16 protein-coding genes are annotated in these 14,672 nt (G+C 72.9%); 9 read left to right on the forward strand and 7 right to left on the reverse strand.

The window, feature by feature from the left end:
• Nucleotides 1-26: 26 nt before the first annotated feature.
• Nucleotides 27-290, reverse strand: coding sequence for a hypothetical protein (locus AL2_RS27490; protein WP_067638539.1), 264 nt, complete (start codon nucleotides 288-290; stop codon nucleotides 27-29).
• A 140-nt stretch (nucleotides 291-430) separates the two neighbouring features.
• Between AL2_RS27490 and AL2_RS27495 the strand changes: the two genes are divergently transcribed.
• Nucleotides 431-1,198: an IclR family transcriptional regulator gene (locus tag AL2_RS27495; protein ID WP_067638541.1), complete on the forward strand. Its 768-nt coding sequence runs from the start codon at nucleotides 431-433 to the stop codon at nucleotides 1,196-1,198.
• Between the two features lie 39 nt (nucleotides 1,199-1,237).
• A complete protein-coding gene (gene glpK / locus AL2_RS27500) occupies nucleotides 1,238-2,764 on the forward strand; it encodes a glycerol kinase GlpK (protein WP_067638543.1) in 1,527 nt (508 codons plus the stop codon).
• Here glpK and AL2_RS27505 read toward each other — a convergent pair.
• Nucleotides 2,761-3,906, reverse strand: coding sequence for an acyl-CoA dehydrogenase family protein (locus tag AL2_RS27505; RefSeq protein WP_067638717.1), 1,146 nt, complete (start codon nucleotides 3,904-3,906; stop codon nucleotides 2,761-2,763). The genes glpK and AL2_RS27505 overlap by 4 nt on opposite strands.
• Before the next feature lie 90 nt (nucleotides 3,907-3,996).
• On the opposite strand from AL2_RS27505, the gene AL2_RS27510 reads away from it, so the two are divergent.
• From AL2_RS27510 to AL2_RS27535, 6 genes are all read left to right on the forward strand, one after another.
• Nucleotides 3,997-4,695 carry a GntR family transcriptional regulator gene (locus AL2_RS27510; RefSeq protein ID WP_067638721.1) on the forward strand — a complete coding sequence of 233 codons (699 nt, stop codon included), beginning with the start codon at nucleotides 3,997-3,999 and terminating at the stop codon, nucleotides 4,693-4,695.
• 48 nt (nucleotides 4,696-4,743) lie between these two features.
• Complete coding sequence (locus AL2_RS27515; protein ID WP_067638545.1) at nucleotides 4,744-5,520, forward strand: enoyl-CoA hydratase/isomerase family protein; 777 nt, start codon at nucleotides 4,744-4,746, stop codon at nucleotides 5,518-5,520.
• A 12-nt stretch (nucleotides 5,521-5,532) separates the two neighbouring features.
• Nucleotides 5,533-6,708, forward strand: a complete 1,176-nt coding sequence (locus AL2_RS27520) for an acyl-CoA dehydrogenase family protein (RefSeq protein ID WP_067638547.1) — start codon at nucleotides 5,533-5,535, stop codon at nucleotides 6,706-6,708.
• A 3-nt stretch (nucleotides 6,709-6,711) separates the two neighbouring features.
• Nucleotides 6,712-7,974: a CaiB/BaiF CoA transferase family protein gene (locus AL2_RS27525; protein ID WP_083946963.1), complete on the forward strand. Its 1,263-nt coding sequence runs from the start codon at nucleotides 6,712-6,714 to the stop codon at nucleotides 7,972-7,974.
• A 25-nt stretch (nucleotides 7,975-7,999) separates the two neighbouring features.
• Nucleotides 8,000-8,851, forward strand: coding sequence for a helix-turn-helix transcriptional regulator (locus AL2_RS27530; protein ID WP_067638549.1), 852 nt, complete (start codon nucleotides 8,000-8,002; stop codon nucleotides 8,849-8,851).
• 107 nt (nucleotides 8,852-8,958) lie between these two features.
• Entirely contained in the window at nucleotides 8,959-9,969 is a 1,011-nt protein-coding gene (locus AL2_RS27535) for an aldo/keto reductase (protein ID WP_067638551.1), read from the forward strand.
• A 20-nt stretch (nucleotides 9,970-9,989) separates the two neighbouring features.
• Here the strand turns inward: AL2_RS27535 and AL2_RS27540 are convergent, their stop codons facing one another.
• Entirely contained in the window at nucleotides 9,990-10,562 is a 573-nt protein-coding gene (locus tag AL2_RS27540) for a peroxiredoxin-like family protein (RefSeq protein WP_067638553.1), read from the reverse strand.
• 68 nt (nucleotides 10,563-10,630) lie between these two features.
• On the opposite strand from AL2_RS27540, the gene AL2_RS27545 reads away from it, so the two are divergent.
• On the forward strand, nucleotides 10,631-11,251 hold the full coding sequence (locus AL2_RS27545; RefSeq protein WP_067638555.1) for a TetR/AcrR family transcriptional regulator: 621 nt from the start codon (nucleotides 10,631-10,633) through the stop codon (nucleotides 11,249-11,251).
• Here AL2_RS27545 and AL2_RS27550 read toward each other — a convergent pair.
• The 4 genes from AL2_RS27550 to AL2_RS27565 are packed head-to-tail and all read right to left on the reverse strand — an operon-like array spanning nucleotide 11,248 to nucleotide 14,643.
• Nucleotides 11,248-12,309 carry an NAD(P)H-dependent flavin oxidoreductase gene (locus AL2_RS27550; protein WP_067638557.1) on the reverse strand — a complete coding sequence of 354 codons (1,062 nt, stop codon included), beginning with the start codon at nucleotides 12,307-12,309 and terminating at the stop codon, nucleotides 11,248-11,250. The genes AL2_RS27545 and AL2_RS27550 overlap by 4 nt on opposite strands.
• Nucleotides 12,309-13,040, reverse strand: coding sequence for a CoA-transferase subunit beta (locus AL2_RS27555; RefSeq protein ID WP_067638559.1), 732 nt, complete (start codon nucleotides 13,038-13,040; stop codon nucleotides 12,309-12,311). Before AL2_RS27555 ends, AL2_RS27550 begins: the two co-directional genes overlap by 1 nt.
• On the reverse strand, nucleotides 13,037-13,900 hold the full coding sequence (locus AL2_RS27560) for a CoA transferase subunit A (RefSeq protein ID WP_067638561.1): 864 nt from the start codon (nucleotides 13,898-13,900) through the stop codon (nucleotides 13,037-13,039). The genes AL2_RS27555 and AL2_RS27560 overlap by 4 nt, the downstream gene beginning before the upstream one ends.
• Nucleotides 13,897-14,643: an enoyl-CoA hydratase family protein gene (locus tag AL2_RS27565; protein WP_067638564.1), complete on the reverse strand. Its 747-nt coding sequence runs from the start codon at nucleotides 14,641-14,643 to the stop codon at nucleotides 13,897-13,899. Before AL2_RS27565 ends, AL2_RS27560 begins: the two co-directional genes overlap by 4 nt.
• Nucleotides 14,644-14,672: the final 29 nt, after the last annotated feature.

Here is a 14,672-nt window from a genome sequence, read left to right on the forward strand (position 1 = left end):
CCTGGGACGTGGGGGGATGGGACGGGTCAGGCCGTCTCGTACTGCGGTTCGGGCTCGGCGATCTCCCGGGGCAGCTCCTCCGCGGCGGGCAGGAACCGTCCGATCAGGACCTTGTAGAGCCCGGCGCCGAGGACGCCGCCGATGAGCGGGGGATTTTGGGTCGTTCCGCGGTGCGTTCCGTCATGGGCACTCCTCGGCAGGGGGGTGGGCGCGAGCCCCGTGAGGCTGGCCAGGACGCTAAGCCGGGATGGAACCGGCGACAACGGGACGCTGCCGACAATGTCGAACACTTTCCCCGATGCCCGGCGCCGGTTACCCTCCAGTCTGTGCACGAGATCACGGAATCCGGGCAGTTCGGGGCACTAACGACGACAATTACGACGACTGCCGACATTGTCGGCACCCTGCCGGGCCAACTACGATCGGATTCATGCCCGGACCCGTGCAGTCGATCGAGCGCGCCGCCGCGATCCTGCGGCTGCTCGCCGCGAGTTCGGGCCGGCTCGGGGTCGGCGAGATCGCCAGTTCGCTGGGCCTCGCCCGGGGCACCGCGCACGGCATCCTGCGCACCCTGGAGCGCGTCGGCTTCGTCGAGCAGGACGGCGGCACCGGCAAGTACCAGCTCGGCGCCGCGCTGCTGCACCTCGGCACCAGCTACCTGGACGTCAACGAGCTGCGGTCCCGCGCCATCAACTGGGCCGACGCGCTCGCCTCGCGCAGCGGCGAGGCCGTCCGGATCGGGACCCTGCTGGAGGGCAGGGTCCTCGTCGTGCACCACGTGTTCCGCCCGGACGACACGCTCCAGGCGATGGACGTCGGCTCCCTGCTCCCGCTGCACGCGACCGCGCTCGGCAAGGCGCTGCTCGCCCACGACGCCAACGCGGCCGCGTCCATCCGCGACACCGCCCTGGAGTCGTACTGCCGCCGCACCATCACCGATCCGCGCGAGCTCGCACGGGCCGCCACCCGGGTGCGGGAGAACGGCTGGGCCGCCGAGATCGAGGAGCTGTCCATCGGCGACGCCGGCGTCGCCGCGCCGATCCGCGGGTACGGGGGGCTCGTCGTCGGCGCCATCGGCATCTCCGGCGCGGTCGAGCGGATCTGCGACTCCCGCCGCGTCCCCGAGCCGAGGCTCGTCGCCTACGTGCGGGACGCGGCGCGCGCCGTCTCCCGCGACCTCGGCGGCTCGCGCTGGTGACGCTCGCGCCGGTGACGCTCGTGGGGGAGGCGGTCGAGCGTGACCGAACGGTACGTGATGTCGATCGACCAGGGCACGACGTCCACCCGGTGCATCCTGTTCGACCACGGCGGCCGGCTGGTGTCGGTCGCGCAGCGTGAGCACCGCCAGCACTTCCCGAGGCCCGGCTGGGTCGAGCACGACCCGATGGAGATCTGGCGCAACCTGGAGCGGATCGCCCCGGAGGCGCTCGCCCAGGCGGGCGCGACCGCGGCCCAGGTCGCGGCGGTCGGCATCGCCAACCAGCGGGAGACGACCGTCCTGTGGGACCGGGTGACCGGCGTCCCGATCGGCCGCGCCATCGTGTGGCAGGACATGCGCACCGGCGCGCTCGTGGACGAGCTGGCCCGCGCCCCCGGCGCCGCGATGGTCACCGAGCGCAGCGGGCTGCCGCTCGCCACCTACTTCTCCGCCCCGCGCATCCGCTGGCTGCTCGACCACACGCCCGGCCTGCGCGAGCGCGCCGAACGCGGCGAGGTGCTGTTCGGCACGATGGAGAGCTGGCTGATCTGGAACCTGTCCGGCGGCGTCGACGGCGGCGTCCACGTCACGGACGTGACCAACGCCGGCCGCACCCTGCTGATGGACCTGCACACCCTTGCCTGGGACGACGGCCTGCTCGACTTCTTCGGCGTCCCGAAGGCCATGCTGCCGGAGATCAGGTCGTCCACCGAGACCTACGGGACGGCCCGCCGCGTGTTCCCGGGCGTGCTCATCGGCGCCGCCCTCGGCGACCAGCAGGCCGCCCTGTTCGGGCAGGCCTGCTTCGCCCCAGGCGAGACCAAGTGCACTTACGGGACGGGCGCGTTCCTGCTGATGAACACCGGCACCGTGCCGGTGAAGTCGGACAACGGCCTGCTCACCACCGTCGGCTACAAGATCGGCGACGAGCCGGCCGTGTACGCGCTGGAGGGGTCGATCGCGATCACCGGCGCGCTCGTCCAGTGGTTCCGCGACGGCCTCGGGCTGATCACCACCGCGCCGGAGATCGAGACGCTCGCCCGGTCGGTCGACGACAACGGCGGCTGCTACATCGTCCCCGCGTTCTCCGGCCTGTTCGCCCCGCACTGGCGCAGCGAGGCGCGCGGCATCATCGTCGGTCTCACGTCCTACATCACGAAGGGGCACCTGGCGCGGTCCGTTCTGGAGGCGACCGCCTGGCAGACCCGCGAGGTGGTGGACGCGATGAACGCCGACTCCGGGCTCGGCCTGAAGGAGCTGAAGGCCGACGGCGGCATGACGTCCGACAACCTCGTCATGCAGATGGTCGCGGACGTGCTGAACGTGCCGGTGGAGCGGCCGATGGTGGTCGAGACGGTGTCCCTCGGCGCCGCCTACGCCGCCGGGCTCGCGGTCGGCTACTGGGCGGGGCTCGAAGGGCTGCGGCGCAACTGGCATCGCGCCGCCCGGTGGGTCCCGGCCATGGAGCCGGCGCGGCGCGCCGCCGAGTACGACAACTGGAGGCGCGCCGTGGAGCGGACGTTCGACTGGATCCGCGCCGGCGAGGACCCCGCCACGGCGCCCTAGATCCGGTTCCGCTCGATGAGCTGCTTGACGATCACGTTGCGCTGGATCTCGTTGGTCCCCTCGCCGACGATCATCAGCGGAGCGTCCCGGAAGTAGCGCTCGACGTCGAACTCGGTGGAGTAGCCGGCCGCGCCGTGGATGCGGACCGCGTTCAGCGCGATCTGCATCGCCGCCTCCGACGCGTAGAGCTTGGCCATGCCCGCCTCCATGTCGCAGCGCTCGCCGGCGTCCAGGCGGCGGGCGGCGTCGAGGGTGAGCAGCCGGGCCGCCCGCAGCTGCGTGGCCATGTCGGCGAGGTAGTTGCCGATCGACTGGTGCCGCCAGATCGGCTTGCCGAACGCCTCGCGCTCCTGCGCGTATCGCAGGGAGTCCTCCAGGGCGGCGCGCCCGACGCCGAGCGCCCGTGCCGCGACCTGGATGCGGCCCACCTCGAGCCCGCGCATCATCTGGGCGAACCCGCGCCCCTCCGCGCCGCCGAGCAGCGCGCCGAGCGGCGCCTCGTAGCCGTCGAACGCCAGCTCGCAGCTCTCCACGCCCTTGTAGCCGAGCTTCGGCAGGTCTCGGGAGACGGTCAGGCCAGGGCCCTTCTCCACCAGCAGGATGCTGATGCCCCTGTGGCGCGGGGACGCGTCCGGGTCGGTCTTGCACAGCAGCGCGATGAGGCCCGACATCCGGGCGTTGGTGATCCACATCTTGGCGCCGTCGATCACGTACCGGTCGCCGTCCCGGCGCGCGGTCGTGCTCATCGCCTGCAGGTCGGAGCCGCCGGACGGCTCGGTGAGCGCCATGGTGGCGCGCAGCTCGCCGGTCGCCATCCGGGGCAGGTAGCGGGCCTTCTGCTCGTCGGTGCCGAACACGCCGAGCAGGTGCGAGACGACCGTGTGCCCGCCGAACGCGCCCGCCAGGGTCATCCAGCCGCGCGCCAGCTCCTCGGTGACGAGCGCGTAGCAGGCCTTGGACACGCTGACGTCGCCGTACGGCTCGGGCACGGCGAGCCCGTACACGCCGAGTTCCTTCATCCGGTCGATGAGGCGGGCGGGGTAGGCGCCCGCGTGCTCCAGGTCCCGGGCGACCGGGCGGACCTCCTTGTCGACGAAGTCCGCGACGACCTCGACGATGGCGCGCTCCTCGTCGCTGAGCATGAACACGGCGCAGTCCTCCCGCACGGGGGCCGATCTCTCATATATTTGATGTGAAAATACACCCACCCGCGCAGCCGTATGGGGGAGACGATGACCGTTGCCCGTCCCGGCGACCGGGCGCTCGGCAGGCGCCGCCAGCTGAGCGACGAGGTGGCCGCCTACGTCCGCGACCTCATCATGTCGGGCCAGGTCGGGCACGGGGAGTTCCTCCGCCTGGAGCGGATCGCCGAGGACCTCGGGATCAGCGTCACGCCCGTCCGGGAGGCGCTGCTGTCGCTGCGCGGCGAGGGCTTCGTGACGCTGGAGCCCCGGCGCGGGTTCATGCCGGCGCCGCTGACCCGGCAGGACGTCCAGGACCTGTTCGAGGCGCAGGCGTACTTCGCCGGAGAGCTGGCCGCCCGCGCCGCCGCCGGACGCGTCGCCGAGCCGGAGCTGGCCTCGCTCGACCGGTTCCAGGCGCAGCTCGAGGCGGCGTTCGCGGCGGGGGACTCGGCGGGCATCGAGCGCGCCAACCACGAGTTCCACCGGCTGATCAACCTGTCCGCCGGGTCGCCGAAGACGGCCTGGCTGCTGCGGACCGTCGTCCGGTACGCGCCGCGCCGCTTCTACGCCAGCATCGACGGCTGGACGCGGGCGTCGGTCGACGACCACCAGCTCGTCCTCGCCGCGCTGCGCGCCGGGGACGCCGACGCCGCGCGGCAGGCGATGCGCGCCCACATCCGGCACGCGGGCACCCTGCTGGTCGTCCACCTGGAGGCGCAGGGCTTCTGGGAGGCCGGCCCGGAGTGACGACGCCCTTCGCGCCGCCGTATCGTATAAAAAATTTCAGGAGGGCTGATGGACGACGGGGTGGTCACGGTCACCGGCCACGGCGCGGCGCGCGTGCTCACGCTGAACCGGCCGGAGGCCCGCAACGCGATCGACATCCCGATGCGCGAGCGGCTCCTGGAGGAACTGCGGCGCGCGGACGGCGACCCGGCGGTCCGGGCGATCGTGCTGACCGGCGCGGGCGGGACGTTCTCGGCGGGCGGCGACATCCGGTCGATGGAGGGCGCGAGCCCCGACGCGGTGCGGGACCGGCTCGCGCCCGTGCACAAGGCCGTCCGGCTCATCGCGGCCTGCGGGACGCCGGTGATCGCGGCCGTCGAGGGCGCCGCCGCCGGGCTCGGCGTGTCCCTCGCCGCCGTCTGCGACCACGTGGTCGCCGCCGAGGACGCCCGGTTCGTCGCCGCGTTCGGCAAGGTCGGCCTCGTCGCCGACGGCGGCCTCCTCTGGACGCTCCCGCAGCGCGTCGGCATGGGCCGCGCCAAGGAGATGCTCGTCTTCGGGCGGACGGTCCCCGCGTCCCGCGCCTACGAGATCGGCCTCGCCGACTCCCTCGCGCCGCCCGGCCGGGCCCTGGACGCCGCGCTCGGACTGGCCGCCGAGGCCGCCGCGCTGGCCCCGCTGTCGGTGGCCGCCGCCAAGCGGCTGCTGGCCCGCGCCGACCACAGCCTGGAGCGGCTGCTGGAGTCCGAGCGCGAGGAGCAGGCGGCCCTGTTCGGCAGCGCCGACTTCGCCGAGGGCCGCGCCGCGTTCGCCGGGCGCCGCCCGCCGCGCTTCGAAGGCCGCTAGGGAGGAGCACGAGTGAGCAGGCTGCAGCAGACCCACGGGCTGACGGACGAGCAGCGCGAGATCATCGCGACCGTCCGGGCGTTCGTCGACAAGGAGATCCTCCCGGTCGCCGCCGCCCTGGAGCACGCCGACGAGTACCCGCAGTCGATCGTGGACGGCATGAAGGACCTCGGGCTCTTCGGGCTGATGATCGGCGAGGAGCACGGCGGGCTCGGCGAGTCGCTGCTCACGTACGCGCTCGTCGTGGAGGAGCTCTCGCGCGGCTGGATGAGCGTCTCCGGCATCGTCAACACCCACTTCATCGTCGCCTGGATGATCGCTCAGCACGGGACGGCCGGGCAGAAGGCGCACTACCTGCCGAAGATGGCGACCGGCGAGATCCGCGGCGCGTTCTCGATGTCGGAGCCGGGCTGCGGCTCGGACGTCTCCGCCATCACGACCCGCGCCGTCCCGGACGGCGGCGACCACCTGATCAGCGGCCAGAAGATGTGGCTGACGAACGGCGGCTCGGCCAACCTCGTCGCGACGCTCGTCAAGACCGACCCGGACGCCGGCCACCGGGGCATGACCACGTTCCTCATCGACAAGACCCCCGGCTTCGGCGAGGTCGCGCCGGGCCTGACCGTCCCCGGCAAGATCGAGAAGATGGGCTACAAGGGCGTCGACACCACCGAGCTGATCTTCGACGGGTACCGCGTGCCGTCGTCCCAGATCCTCGGCGGGACGCCGGGCCGCGGCTTCTACCAGATGATGGACGGCGTCGAGGTGGGCCGCGTCAACGTGGCGGCGCGCGGCTGCGGCGTCGCCAAGCGCGCCTACGAACTGGCCCTCGGCTACGCGCGGCAGCGTGAGACGTTCGGCAGGCCGATCGCCGAGCATCAGGCCGTCCTGTTCCGCCTCGCCGAGATGGCGACCAAGGTGGAGGCCGCGCACCAGATGATGGTGATGGCGGCGCGCCGCAAGGACTCCGGCGAGCGCAACGACCTTGAGGCGGGCATGGCGAAGTACCTGGCCAGCGAGTACTGCAAGGAGGTCGTGGAGGACGCGTTCCGCATCCACGGCGGCTACGCCTACTCCACGGAGTACGAGATCGAGCGCCTCTACCGGGAGGCGCCGATGCTGCTGATCGGCGAGGGCACCGCCGACATCCAGAAAATGATCATCGGCCGCCGGCTGCTGGAGGACTGACCGGTGACCGCGGCGGAGCGAGGATCACCGGTCAGTCCACCGCCGGGCCCCGCGGGGCGTCCCCCGGAGGGCACTGATCCCCCGCTGCCGCTGGAGGGGATCACGGTCGTCGCGCTGGAGCAGGCGGTGGCGGCGCCGTTCGCCACGCGGCAACTCGCCGACCAGGGCGCGCGCGTCATCAAGGTGGAGCGGGTCGACGGCGGCGACTTCGCCCGCGCCTACGACTCGGCGGTGCGCGGCGGGCTCGGCACGCACTTCGCCTGGCTCAACCGCTCCAAGGAGTCCGTCGCGCTCGACCTGAAGCAGGCCGAGGGCCGCGCGATCCTCGCCGACCTGGTCGCGGACGCCGACGTGTTCCTGCAGAACCTCGCGCCCGGCGCGGCGGCGCGGCTCGGCTTCGGCGCGGACGCGCTCCGGGCCCGCGACCCCCGCCTCATCGTGGTCGACATGTCCGGATACGGGACGAGCGGCCCGTACCGGGACAAGCGCGCCTACGACATGCTCGTCCAGGCCGAGGCCGGGCTGATCTCCGTCACCGGTACCCCGGAGACGCCCGTGAAGGCGGGGTCGCCGCTGGCCGACATCGCCGCCGGCATGTACGCCTTCTCCGGCGTGCTCGCCGCGCTCGTCCGGCGCGGCAACACCGGGCGGGGCGCGTCGATCGAGATCACGATGTTCGACGCGGTCGCCGAGTGGATGAGCCAGGCGATGTACACGACGCTCTACACCGGGTCCGCGCCGCCGCGCACCCGGCTGAGCCACCCGGTGATCGCCCCCTACGACGCCTATCCGACCGCCGACGGAGTGGACGTGGTCATCGGCGTGCAGAACGACCGCGGCTGGGCCGCCCTGGCCACCGGCGTCCTGGACCGGCCCGGCCTGGTCACCGACCCCGAGTACGCGACCAACCGGGCACGCGTCCGCAACCGGGAGAAGGTGGACGCGATCGTCGCCGGCGTCACCTCCCGCATGGGCCGGGACGAACTGCTGAGGCGGCTCGATGAGGCGGGCGTCGCCAACGCGTCCCTCAACGACGGGCACGGCCTGATCGCCCACCCGCAACTGGCCGAGCGGGACCGCTGGCGCGAGGTCGGCTCCCCGGTCGGCGCCGTCCGGGCGCTCCTGCCGCCGATCACGTTCGCGGACGCCGAGCCCCGCATGGACCCGATCCCGGCCTTGGGCGAGCACACCGACGCCGTCCTGCGCGAACTGGGCCGCACCGACGCCGCGATCGCCGCGCTCCGCGCCGCGGGAACCATCGCCTGATCAAGGCGCCGGATATCGTGACGGTATGGCAAGCCCGAGTCACGCCCCCGGCCGCCGCGACGAGCTCCGCGACTTCCTGCGCACGCGCCGCGCCCGGCTCACCCCCGCCGACGTCGGCATGCCGGACGGGGGGCGGCGCCGTACGCCGGGCCTGCGCCGCGAGGAGGTCGCCGTCCTCGCGGGGGTCGGCGTGTCCTGGTACACGTGGCTGGAGCAGGGCCGCGACATCACGGTGTCCGGCGACGTGCTGGACGCGATCGTCCGCGCCCTGCACCTGGACGCCGCCGAACGCGAGCACCTCTACCTGCTCGCCGGCCTGAACCCGCCGCGCGCGGACGCGGCCCCGGCCGTCCCGGTGACGCCCGAACTGCAGCGGGTGCTGGACGCCTGGTCGCCGCGCCCCGCCTACGTCCGCGACCGGCACTGGAACTTCATCGCGATCAACGACGCGGCCCGCGAGGTGTTCGGCTACGGCGACACCGACCACAACTGCCTGGTCACGTTCTTCACCAACGTCAGATACCGGTCGATGAACACGCACTGGGCCGTGACGGCGCCCGATGTCGTCGCGCGGTTCCGCGCCGACGTCGCACGCCACCCGGAGGACCCGGAGTTCGGCCGGATCATCGCGGACATGCTGGCCGTCAGCCCGGAGTTCGCCGAGCTGTGGCCGCGCCACGACGTGAGCGCGAACACGCAGGCCGTGAAGGGGATCCGGCATCCGGACGCGGGCGACCTGATCTTCGAGGGGACGCTGCTTCCGCTCGCCGACCGCCCGGGCTGCAATCTCGTGCTGTACAACCCGCGGCCCGGCACCGGCACGCAGGAGCGGCTCGAAGGGCTGATGGCGCGCCCCGGGATGGCGGCCGCGAGCTGAGCCGGCCCAGAGGGTGGTGGTGCCACACCCATGATGAGCGGAGTCTGTTGAGACCCTGACCCGTCCCGCATGATCGTCCTCGTAGCGAGAACCATCGAGGAGGATTCATGAGGACGCGCGAATTCGCTGGGACGCAGGTCGGCGCGGTCGGGCTCGGATGCATGGGGATGAGCTGGGCCTACACCGAGTCGGAGCGGGACGACGACGCGTCGGTGACGCTGATCCGCGAGGCCGTCGACCTCGGCGTCACATTCCTGGACACCGCCCAGCCCTACGGCGACGGCCACAACGAGACGATCGTCGGCCGTGCGCTGAAGGGACGCCGGGACGAGGCGGTCCTGGCGACGAAGACGGGACTGGTCGTCGAGGACGAGGCGTCCTGGAACCTCGTCCGGAACGGGACGCCCGCGCATGTCAAGGCGTCCGCCGAGGACAGCCTGCGCCGCCTCGGGACCGATGTGATCGACCTGTACTACCTGCACAGGGTCGACCCGGACGTGCCGCTGGCCGAGAGCTGGGGTGCGATGGCCGAGCTGGTCGCCGAGGGGAAGGTCCGCAGGCTCGGCCTGTCGGAGGTCACCGTCGCGCAGGCCGCGGAGGCGCACGCGATCCACCCGGTCGCGGCGATCCAGTCGGAACTGTCGCTGTGGACGCGCGACGCGCTGGGCGCGCCGGGCGGGATCGCCGGCACGGCGCCGGGCCACGCCGCGGGAACCGGGGAAGGTCCGGGCGACGTGGTGGCCTGGTGCGCCGCCAACGGTGCCGCGTTCGTGCCCTACTCGCCGCTCGGGCGGGGCTTCCTCACGGGGGCGGTCACATCGGCGGACTTCGAGGACACCGACTTCCGCGGCGTCAACCCGCGCTTCCAGGAGGACGCGCTGAAGGCCAACCTGCGCATCGTGGACGTGGTCAGGTCAGTCGCCGGACGGCGCGGCGCCACGCCCGCGCAGGTCGCCATCGCCTGGACGCTGGCCCAGGGCGAGCACGTCATCCCGATCCCCGGCACCAAGAAGCAGCGCTACCTCCACGACAACGCCGGTGCCGCCGACCTGGACCTCACCGAAGGCGACCTGGCCGAGCTGGACGACGTCCCCGCCGCCGTCGGCGGACGCTACTGATACGGGCCGTCGCGCCGCGCTCACCGCGGCGTCTGGGCCGGGGTCCCGGCGGCCAGGGCGAGGAGGTCGTCGACGCTCCACTGGTCGCCGGCGTGCTCGCCGTACTTGGCGGCCAGGAGGCGGCCGTCGGTCCCGATGAGGAAGTCGGCGGGCAGGCCGAGGCGCCCGCCGTCCGGGCGGGACTTCGGCGCCCGCGCGCGGCCCCGCGCGACCTGCCACGTGCCGGCGGCGACGGCCCGCAAAATCGTCCACCAGACGCGCGGGTCCAGCAGCGCGCGGCGGGCGGACTCCACGCCGAACTCGGCGTACAGCCGCTTCTCCGGGTCGCCGATCACGGCGTACGGGAGGTCGGCGACATGCTCGCGCAGTTCTTCGGCGGACGAGTGGAACACGACGACCTCGCGGATCCCGGCGGCCTCGATCTCGTCGTGCCGGACGGTGAACGAGCGCAGGTGCAGGTTGCAGATGGGGCAGCCCGCGAACCGGCGGAACTGCAGGTGGACGAGGCGGCCGGGGTCGGGCACGGTCAGCGGCGCGCCGCTGACCGGGGCGAGTTCGCGTGCCGGGACGTCGGAGCCGGGTGCGAGGTGCATGAGCGTCCTCCATAGGTGTATGGCGTACGCCTACGATCGTAAGCGTATGTCGTACGCTGTCAAGCGCCATGCCTCGACCACGTTCGCTCAGCACCGAGAGGCTCGCCGGAGCCGCGCTCGCCGTCATCGACCGGGACGGGCTCGCCGGGCTGTCCATGCGCGCCGTCGCCAAGGAGCTCGGGACGAGCACCATGGCGCTCTACCGCTACGTGCGCGACCGGGAGGAGCTGGAAGGGCTCGTCGTCGACCTGGTCTACGCCGAGGTCGACCCGACGCCGCCGTCCGAGGGGCCCTGGGACGCGCGGATCGAGGCCATGGCGCTGCGGCTGCGGGACGCGTTCGGCGCCCACGCCGCGATCGTGCCGCTGACGCTCACCCACCGGCACGCCTCGGCGGGCTCGCTGTGCTGGGGGGAGGCGGTCGCCTCGATCCTCGCCGAGGCGGGCATCACCGGGCCGCGCGCGGCCATCGCGCTGCGCGCCCTGATCGCCTACATCATCGGCGCGATCCAGCTGGAGCACCTGGGCGCGCTGTCGGGCGAGGGGACCGCGGTCATCGCCGCGCTGCCCGCCGGCCAGTTCCCCGCATTGACGGAGACCGCGCGGCACGCCCGCCATCTCGGCCCCGGCGAGGAGTTCCGCGGGGGACTGGCGGCCGTGCTGCGCGGCCTCGGCGCCGCAGGCGTCTAGCGCACCAGGAGCGACTGCTGGGCGGCGATCGACTCGGCGGCCCGCCGCACGATGCCGTCGATCAGCTCACCGCAGGTGGGCAGGTCGTCGATGACGCCGACGACCTGGCCGGACGCCATCACGCCCAGGTCGGGGCGGCCGTCCACCATCGCCGCCTTCAGCAGCATCGGCGTGTTCGCGGCCATCAGCACCTGCGACCACGACAGGTCCTTGCCGTGCTTCATCGCCTTCCCGTCGGCGATCATCGCGCGCCACGACATCCCGGACAGCTTCTTGAACCGGGCGCCGTTGCGCACGGCCCGCACCAGGCCGCCGACCCGTCCGGACCTCTCGAGCGTGTCGACCAGCTCACTGCGCAGCACCCGGTGCGGCATGCCGTCCACCTGCCGCGTCACCACGGTCTCGCCGGTCTCCAGGTACACCTGCTTGACCGCGTCCGGCACCGAGCTGTCGGACGTCAGCAGGAACCGGGTCCCCATCGCGACGCCCGCCGCCCCGTAGGCCAGGGCGGCGGCGAGGCCGCGCCCGTCGAAGAAGCCGCCGGCCGCGATGACCGGGATGTCGACCGCGTCCACGACCTGCGGCAGCAGCAGGGTGGTCGCGACGGCGCCGGTGTGGCCGCCGCCCTCGCCGCCCTGGACGAGCACGGCGTCCGCGCCCCAGCCGGCCACCTTCTCCGCGTGCCGCCGCGCGCCGACGGACGGGATCACCACGAGCCCGGCGTCCTTCAGCTTGGCGATCAGCTCCTTCTTCGGGGCGAGCGCGAACGACGCGACCTTCACGCCCTCCTTGATCAGGAGGTCGATGCGGTCGCCCGCGTCGCCGGCGTCCGCCCGCAGGTTGACGCCGAACGGCGCGTCCGTGCGGTCCTTGACCTCGCGGATCGCCTCGGCGAGCTGGTCGAGCGTCATCGTCGCCGACGCCAGGATCCCGAGGCCGCCCGCGTTCGCCGTGGCCGTGACGAGCTTCGGCCCCGCGACCCAGCCCATGCCGGTCTGGACGACGGGGTGCCGCACGCCGGCCAGCCGGGTCAGCGGGGTATCGAGCAGCTGCTCCATCAAGCCGGGACCTCCCGCTCGCGCCAACCCTTCGGGTCGAGGACCTCGCGCATGATCCGCAGTTCCTCGCCGTCCGGCAGCCGCGTCTCGGGCACCTCGGCCGGGACGGCCAGCTCGAAGCCGGTGGCCGCCACCACGTCCCCGACGCTCACGCCCGGGTGGACGGACCGCAGCCGCATCCGCTTCTCCGGCGTGTCGAAGTCGAGCACCGCGAGGTTGGTCACGACGGCGCGGATCTCGTGCGCGCCCCGGTCCCAGCCGACGCCGCTCACCATGTCGACCTTCTCGGTGAACACGCGCGTCGAGTGCTTCGGCACCCAGTAGCTCGTCGGATTCAGCAGCGTGTTGCCGGGCCCGCCGCGCACCCCGAGGAGCTGCCGGGCCGGACGCTCCCAGTCGCCGATGCACGAGATGTTGGTGTTGCCGTGCGCGTCGATCTGGCTCGGCCCCATCACCACGTGCCGCCGCCCGTTCAGGACGAGCCACAGGTGGTCGCGGAACGGCAGCCAGCCCTCGACCGTCTCGGCCGTCCCGCCGAGGGGGACGGGCTCGGCGCTCAGCGACGGCCCGCCGTCCGTGGTCAGCAGGCCGGGCGCGAACGTGGCCCGCGCCAGCCGGGATCCCAGCATCGGCACGAACCCGGCCACCGCCGCCGCGACGATCTCCCCGTCGCCCCGGAACAGGTCGGCGCAGGCCGCCGCGCACACCTCGGCGCGCGTCACATCACTCATCGAGACTCCTCCCGCCAGATCCGGACGGCGTCCTGGTAGGCGGCCTCGTCGCCGGACAGGAACCGCTCGCTGAACTCGGCCCACTTCTCCGGATCGGCCGCCGACTGCGCGTAGAGCCTCTGGAACCTCTCGTCCCGCCCGGAGTCGGGCGCGCAGTCGGTGAAGTGCGCCCCGTTCGGCGTCTCCACCACGCCCGCCACGTGCGACCGGCTGATCAGCATCGACTGCACCGGCCCCTCCTTGGCGAACTCGGCCGTGTCGACGAGCCGCTCGCACGACACGTACGTGCGGTCGGCGGCCTTGGCGAACAGGTCGTCCATGTACGGGTCGGGGCCGAGGTACTGGGCGTTGCCGCGCGCGTCGGCGCGGTTCATGTGCACCAGTGCGACGTCCGTCTTGAGGGCCGGGACGGCGACGAGCTCGGTCGCGTCCTCGTACGGCGACCGGATCGTCTTCAGCTCCGGGTTCACCTTCAGGACGTCCGAGCCGAGCCCGACGGGGGTGGGCAGGAACGGCAGCCGGTGCGCCGCCGCGTACAGCCCGAACATGAACATGCCCTCGTCGTACTCGGTCAGCTCGATCGCCCCGGACTGGCGCGCCTGCCGGAAGTGCGGCTCCAGCGGGATCGAGTCCATCGTCACGAACGCGGTGACCAGCCGGCGGACCTTGCCGGCCGCGCACAGCAGCCCGACGTCCGGCCCCCCGTACGTCACCACCGTCAGGTCGGTGACGGGCGAGCGCAGGATCGCCCGGACGAGCGCCATCGGCTTGCGCCGCGACCCCCAGCCGCCGATCCCGACGGTCATGCCGCTCTCCAGCGACGCGGCGACCTCGTCGGCCGACATCACCTTGGAACTCATTTCGCCCCCTTGCCCACGAACGCGTCGCGGTGCTCGTCGCCCGCGCCGACGAGGTTCAGCTCGAACGTGAAGCCCTGTTCGAAGCGGTAGCTGCGCTTCACGTCGACCGGGTCGATGCCGTTCAGCGACTCCTTGGCGCGCCGGATGACGTACTTGTCCTTCGCGGCGATGTCCGCGGCGACCTCCATGGCCTTGGCGCGCAGTTCGTCCGCCGGGACGACCTCCAGCACCGAGCCGTGGTGGTGCAGCTCCTCCGCCGTGACGTTGCGGCACGTGTAGACCATCGCGCGCATCAGGTGCTGCGGGACGAGACGGGCCAGGTGCGTCGCGGCGCCGAGCGCGCCCCGGTCGACCTCCGGCAGCCCGAAGTAGGCGTCCTGCGAGGCGACCACGATGTCGGCGTTGCCGGCGAGGCCGACCCCGCCGCCCAGGCAGAAGCCGTTGACGGCCGCGACGACCGGGACCTCGCAGTCGTAGACGGCCGCGAACGCCGCGTAGCAGCCGCGGTTCGCGCCGACGAGGGCGGTGTGGCCCTCGGTGCTCTGCATCTCCTTGATGTCGACGCCCGCGTTGAAGCCCCGGCCCTCGGCCCGGAGCACGACGGCGCCGACGTCCGGGTCGCGGCCGGCCGCGGTGACCGCGTCGGCCAGCTCGTACCAGCCCGCGACGGTCAGGGCGTTGACCGGCGGCGCGTCCACGACGATCTCGGCGACCCCGTCCAGGGTCGTGGTGGAGACTCCCATGCGCTACCTTTCCACCAAACATTTGTTAG

Source organism: Actinomadura latina NBRC 106108 (assembly GCF_001552195.1).
Taxonomy (GTDB): Bacteria; Actinomycetota; Actinomycetes; order Streptosporangiales; family Streptosporangiaceae; genus Spirillospora; species Spirillospora latina.

Bases quoted from the DNA above. Each gene is read 5' to 3' on its own strand.
- AL2_RS27495 (WP_067638541.1), top strand. From the start codon at position 431: ATGCCCGGACCCGTGCAGTCGATCGAGCGCGCCGCCGCGATCCTGCGG.
- AL2_RS27505 (WP_067638717.1), bottom strand. From the start codon at position 3,906: ATGCTCAGCGACGAGGAGCGCGCCATCGTCGAGGTCGTCGCGGACTTC.
- AL2_RS27510 (WP_067638721.1), top strand. From the start codon at position 3,997: ATGACCGTTGCCCGTCCCGGCGACCGGGCGCTCGGCAGGCGCCGCCAG.
- AL2_RS27515 (WP_067638545.1), top strand. From the start codon at position 4,744: ATGGACGACGGGGTGGTCACGGTCACCGGCCACGGCGCGGCGCGCGTG.
- AL2_RS27530 (WP_067638549.1), top strand. From the start codon at position 8,000: ATGGCAAGCCCGAGTCACGCCCCCGGCCGCCGCGACGAGCTCCGCGAC.
- AL2_RS27535 (WP_067638551.1), top strand. From the start codon at position 8,959: ATGAGGACGCGCGAATTCGCTGGGACGCAGGTCGGCGCGGTCGGGCTC.
- AL2_RS27540 (WP_067638553.1), bottom strand. From the start codon at position 10,562: ATGCACCTCGCACCCGGCTCCGACGTCCCGGCACGCGAACTCGCCCCG.
- AL2_RS27545 (WP_067638555.1), top strand. From the start codon at position 10,631: ATGCCTCGACCACGTTCGCTCAGCACCGAGAGGCTCGCCGGAGCCGCG.
- AL2_RS27550 (WP_067638557.1), bottom strand. From the start codon at position 12,309: ATGGAGCAGCTGCTCGATACCCCGCTGACCCGGCTGGCCGGCGTGCGG.
- AL2_RS27555 (WP_067638559.1), bottom strand. From the start codon at position 13,040: ATGAGTGATGTGACGCGCGCCGAGGTGTGCGCGGCGGCCTGCGCCGAC.
- AL2_RS27560 (WP_067638561.1), bottom strand. From the start codon at position 13,900: ATGAGTTCCAAGGTGATGTCGGCCGACGAGGTCGCCGCGTCGCTGGAG.
- AL2_RS27565 (WP_067638564.1), bottom strand. From the start codon at position 14,643: ATGGGAGTCTCCACCACGACCCTGGACGGGGTCGCCGAGATCGTCGTG.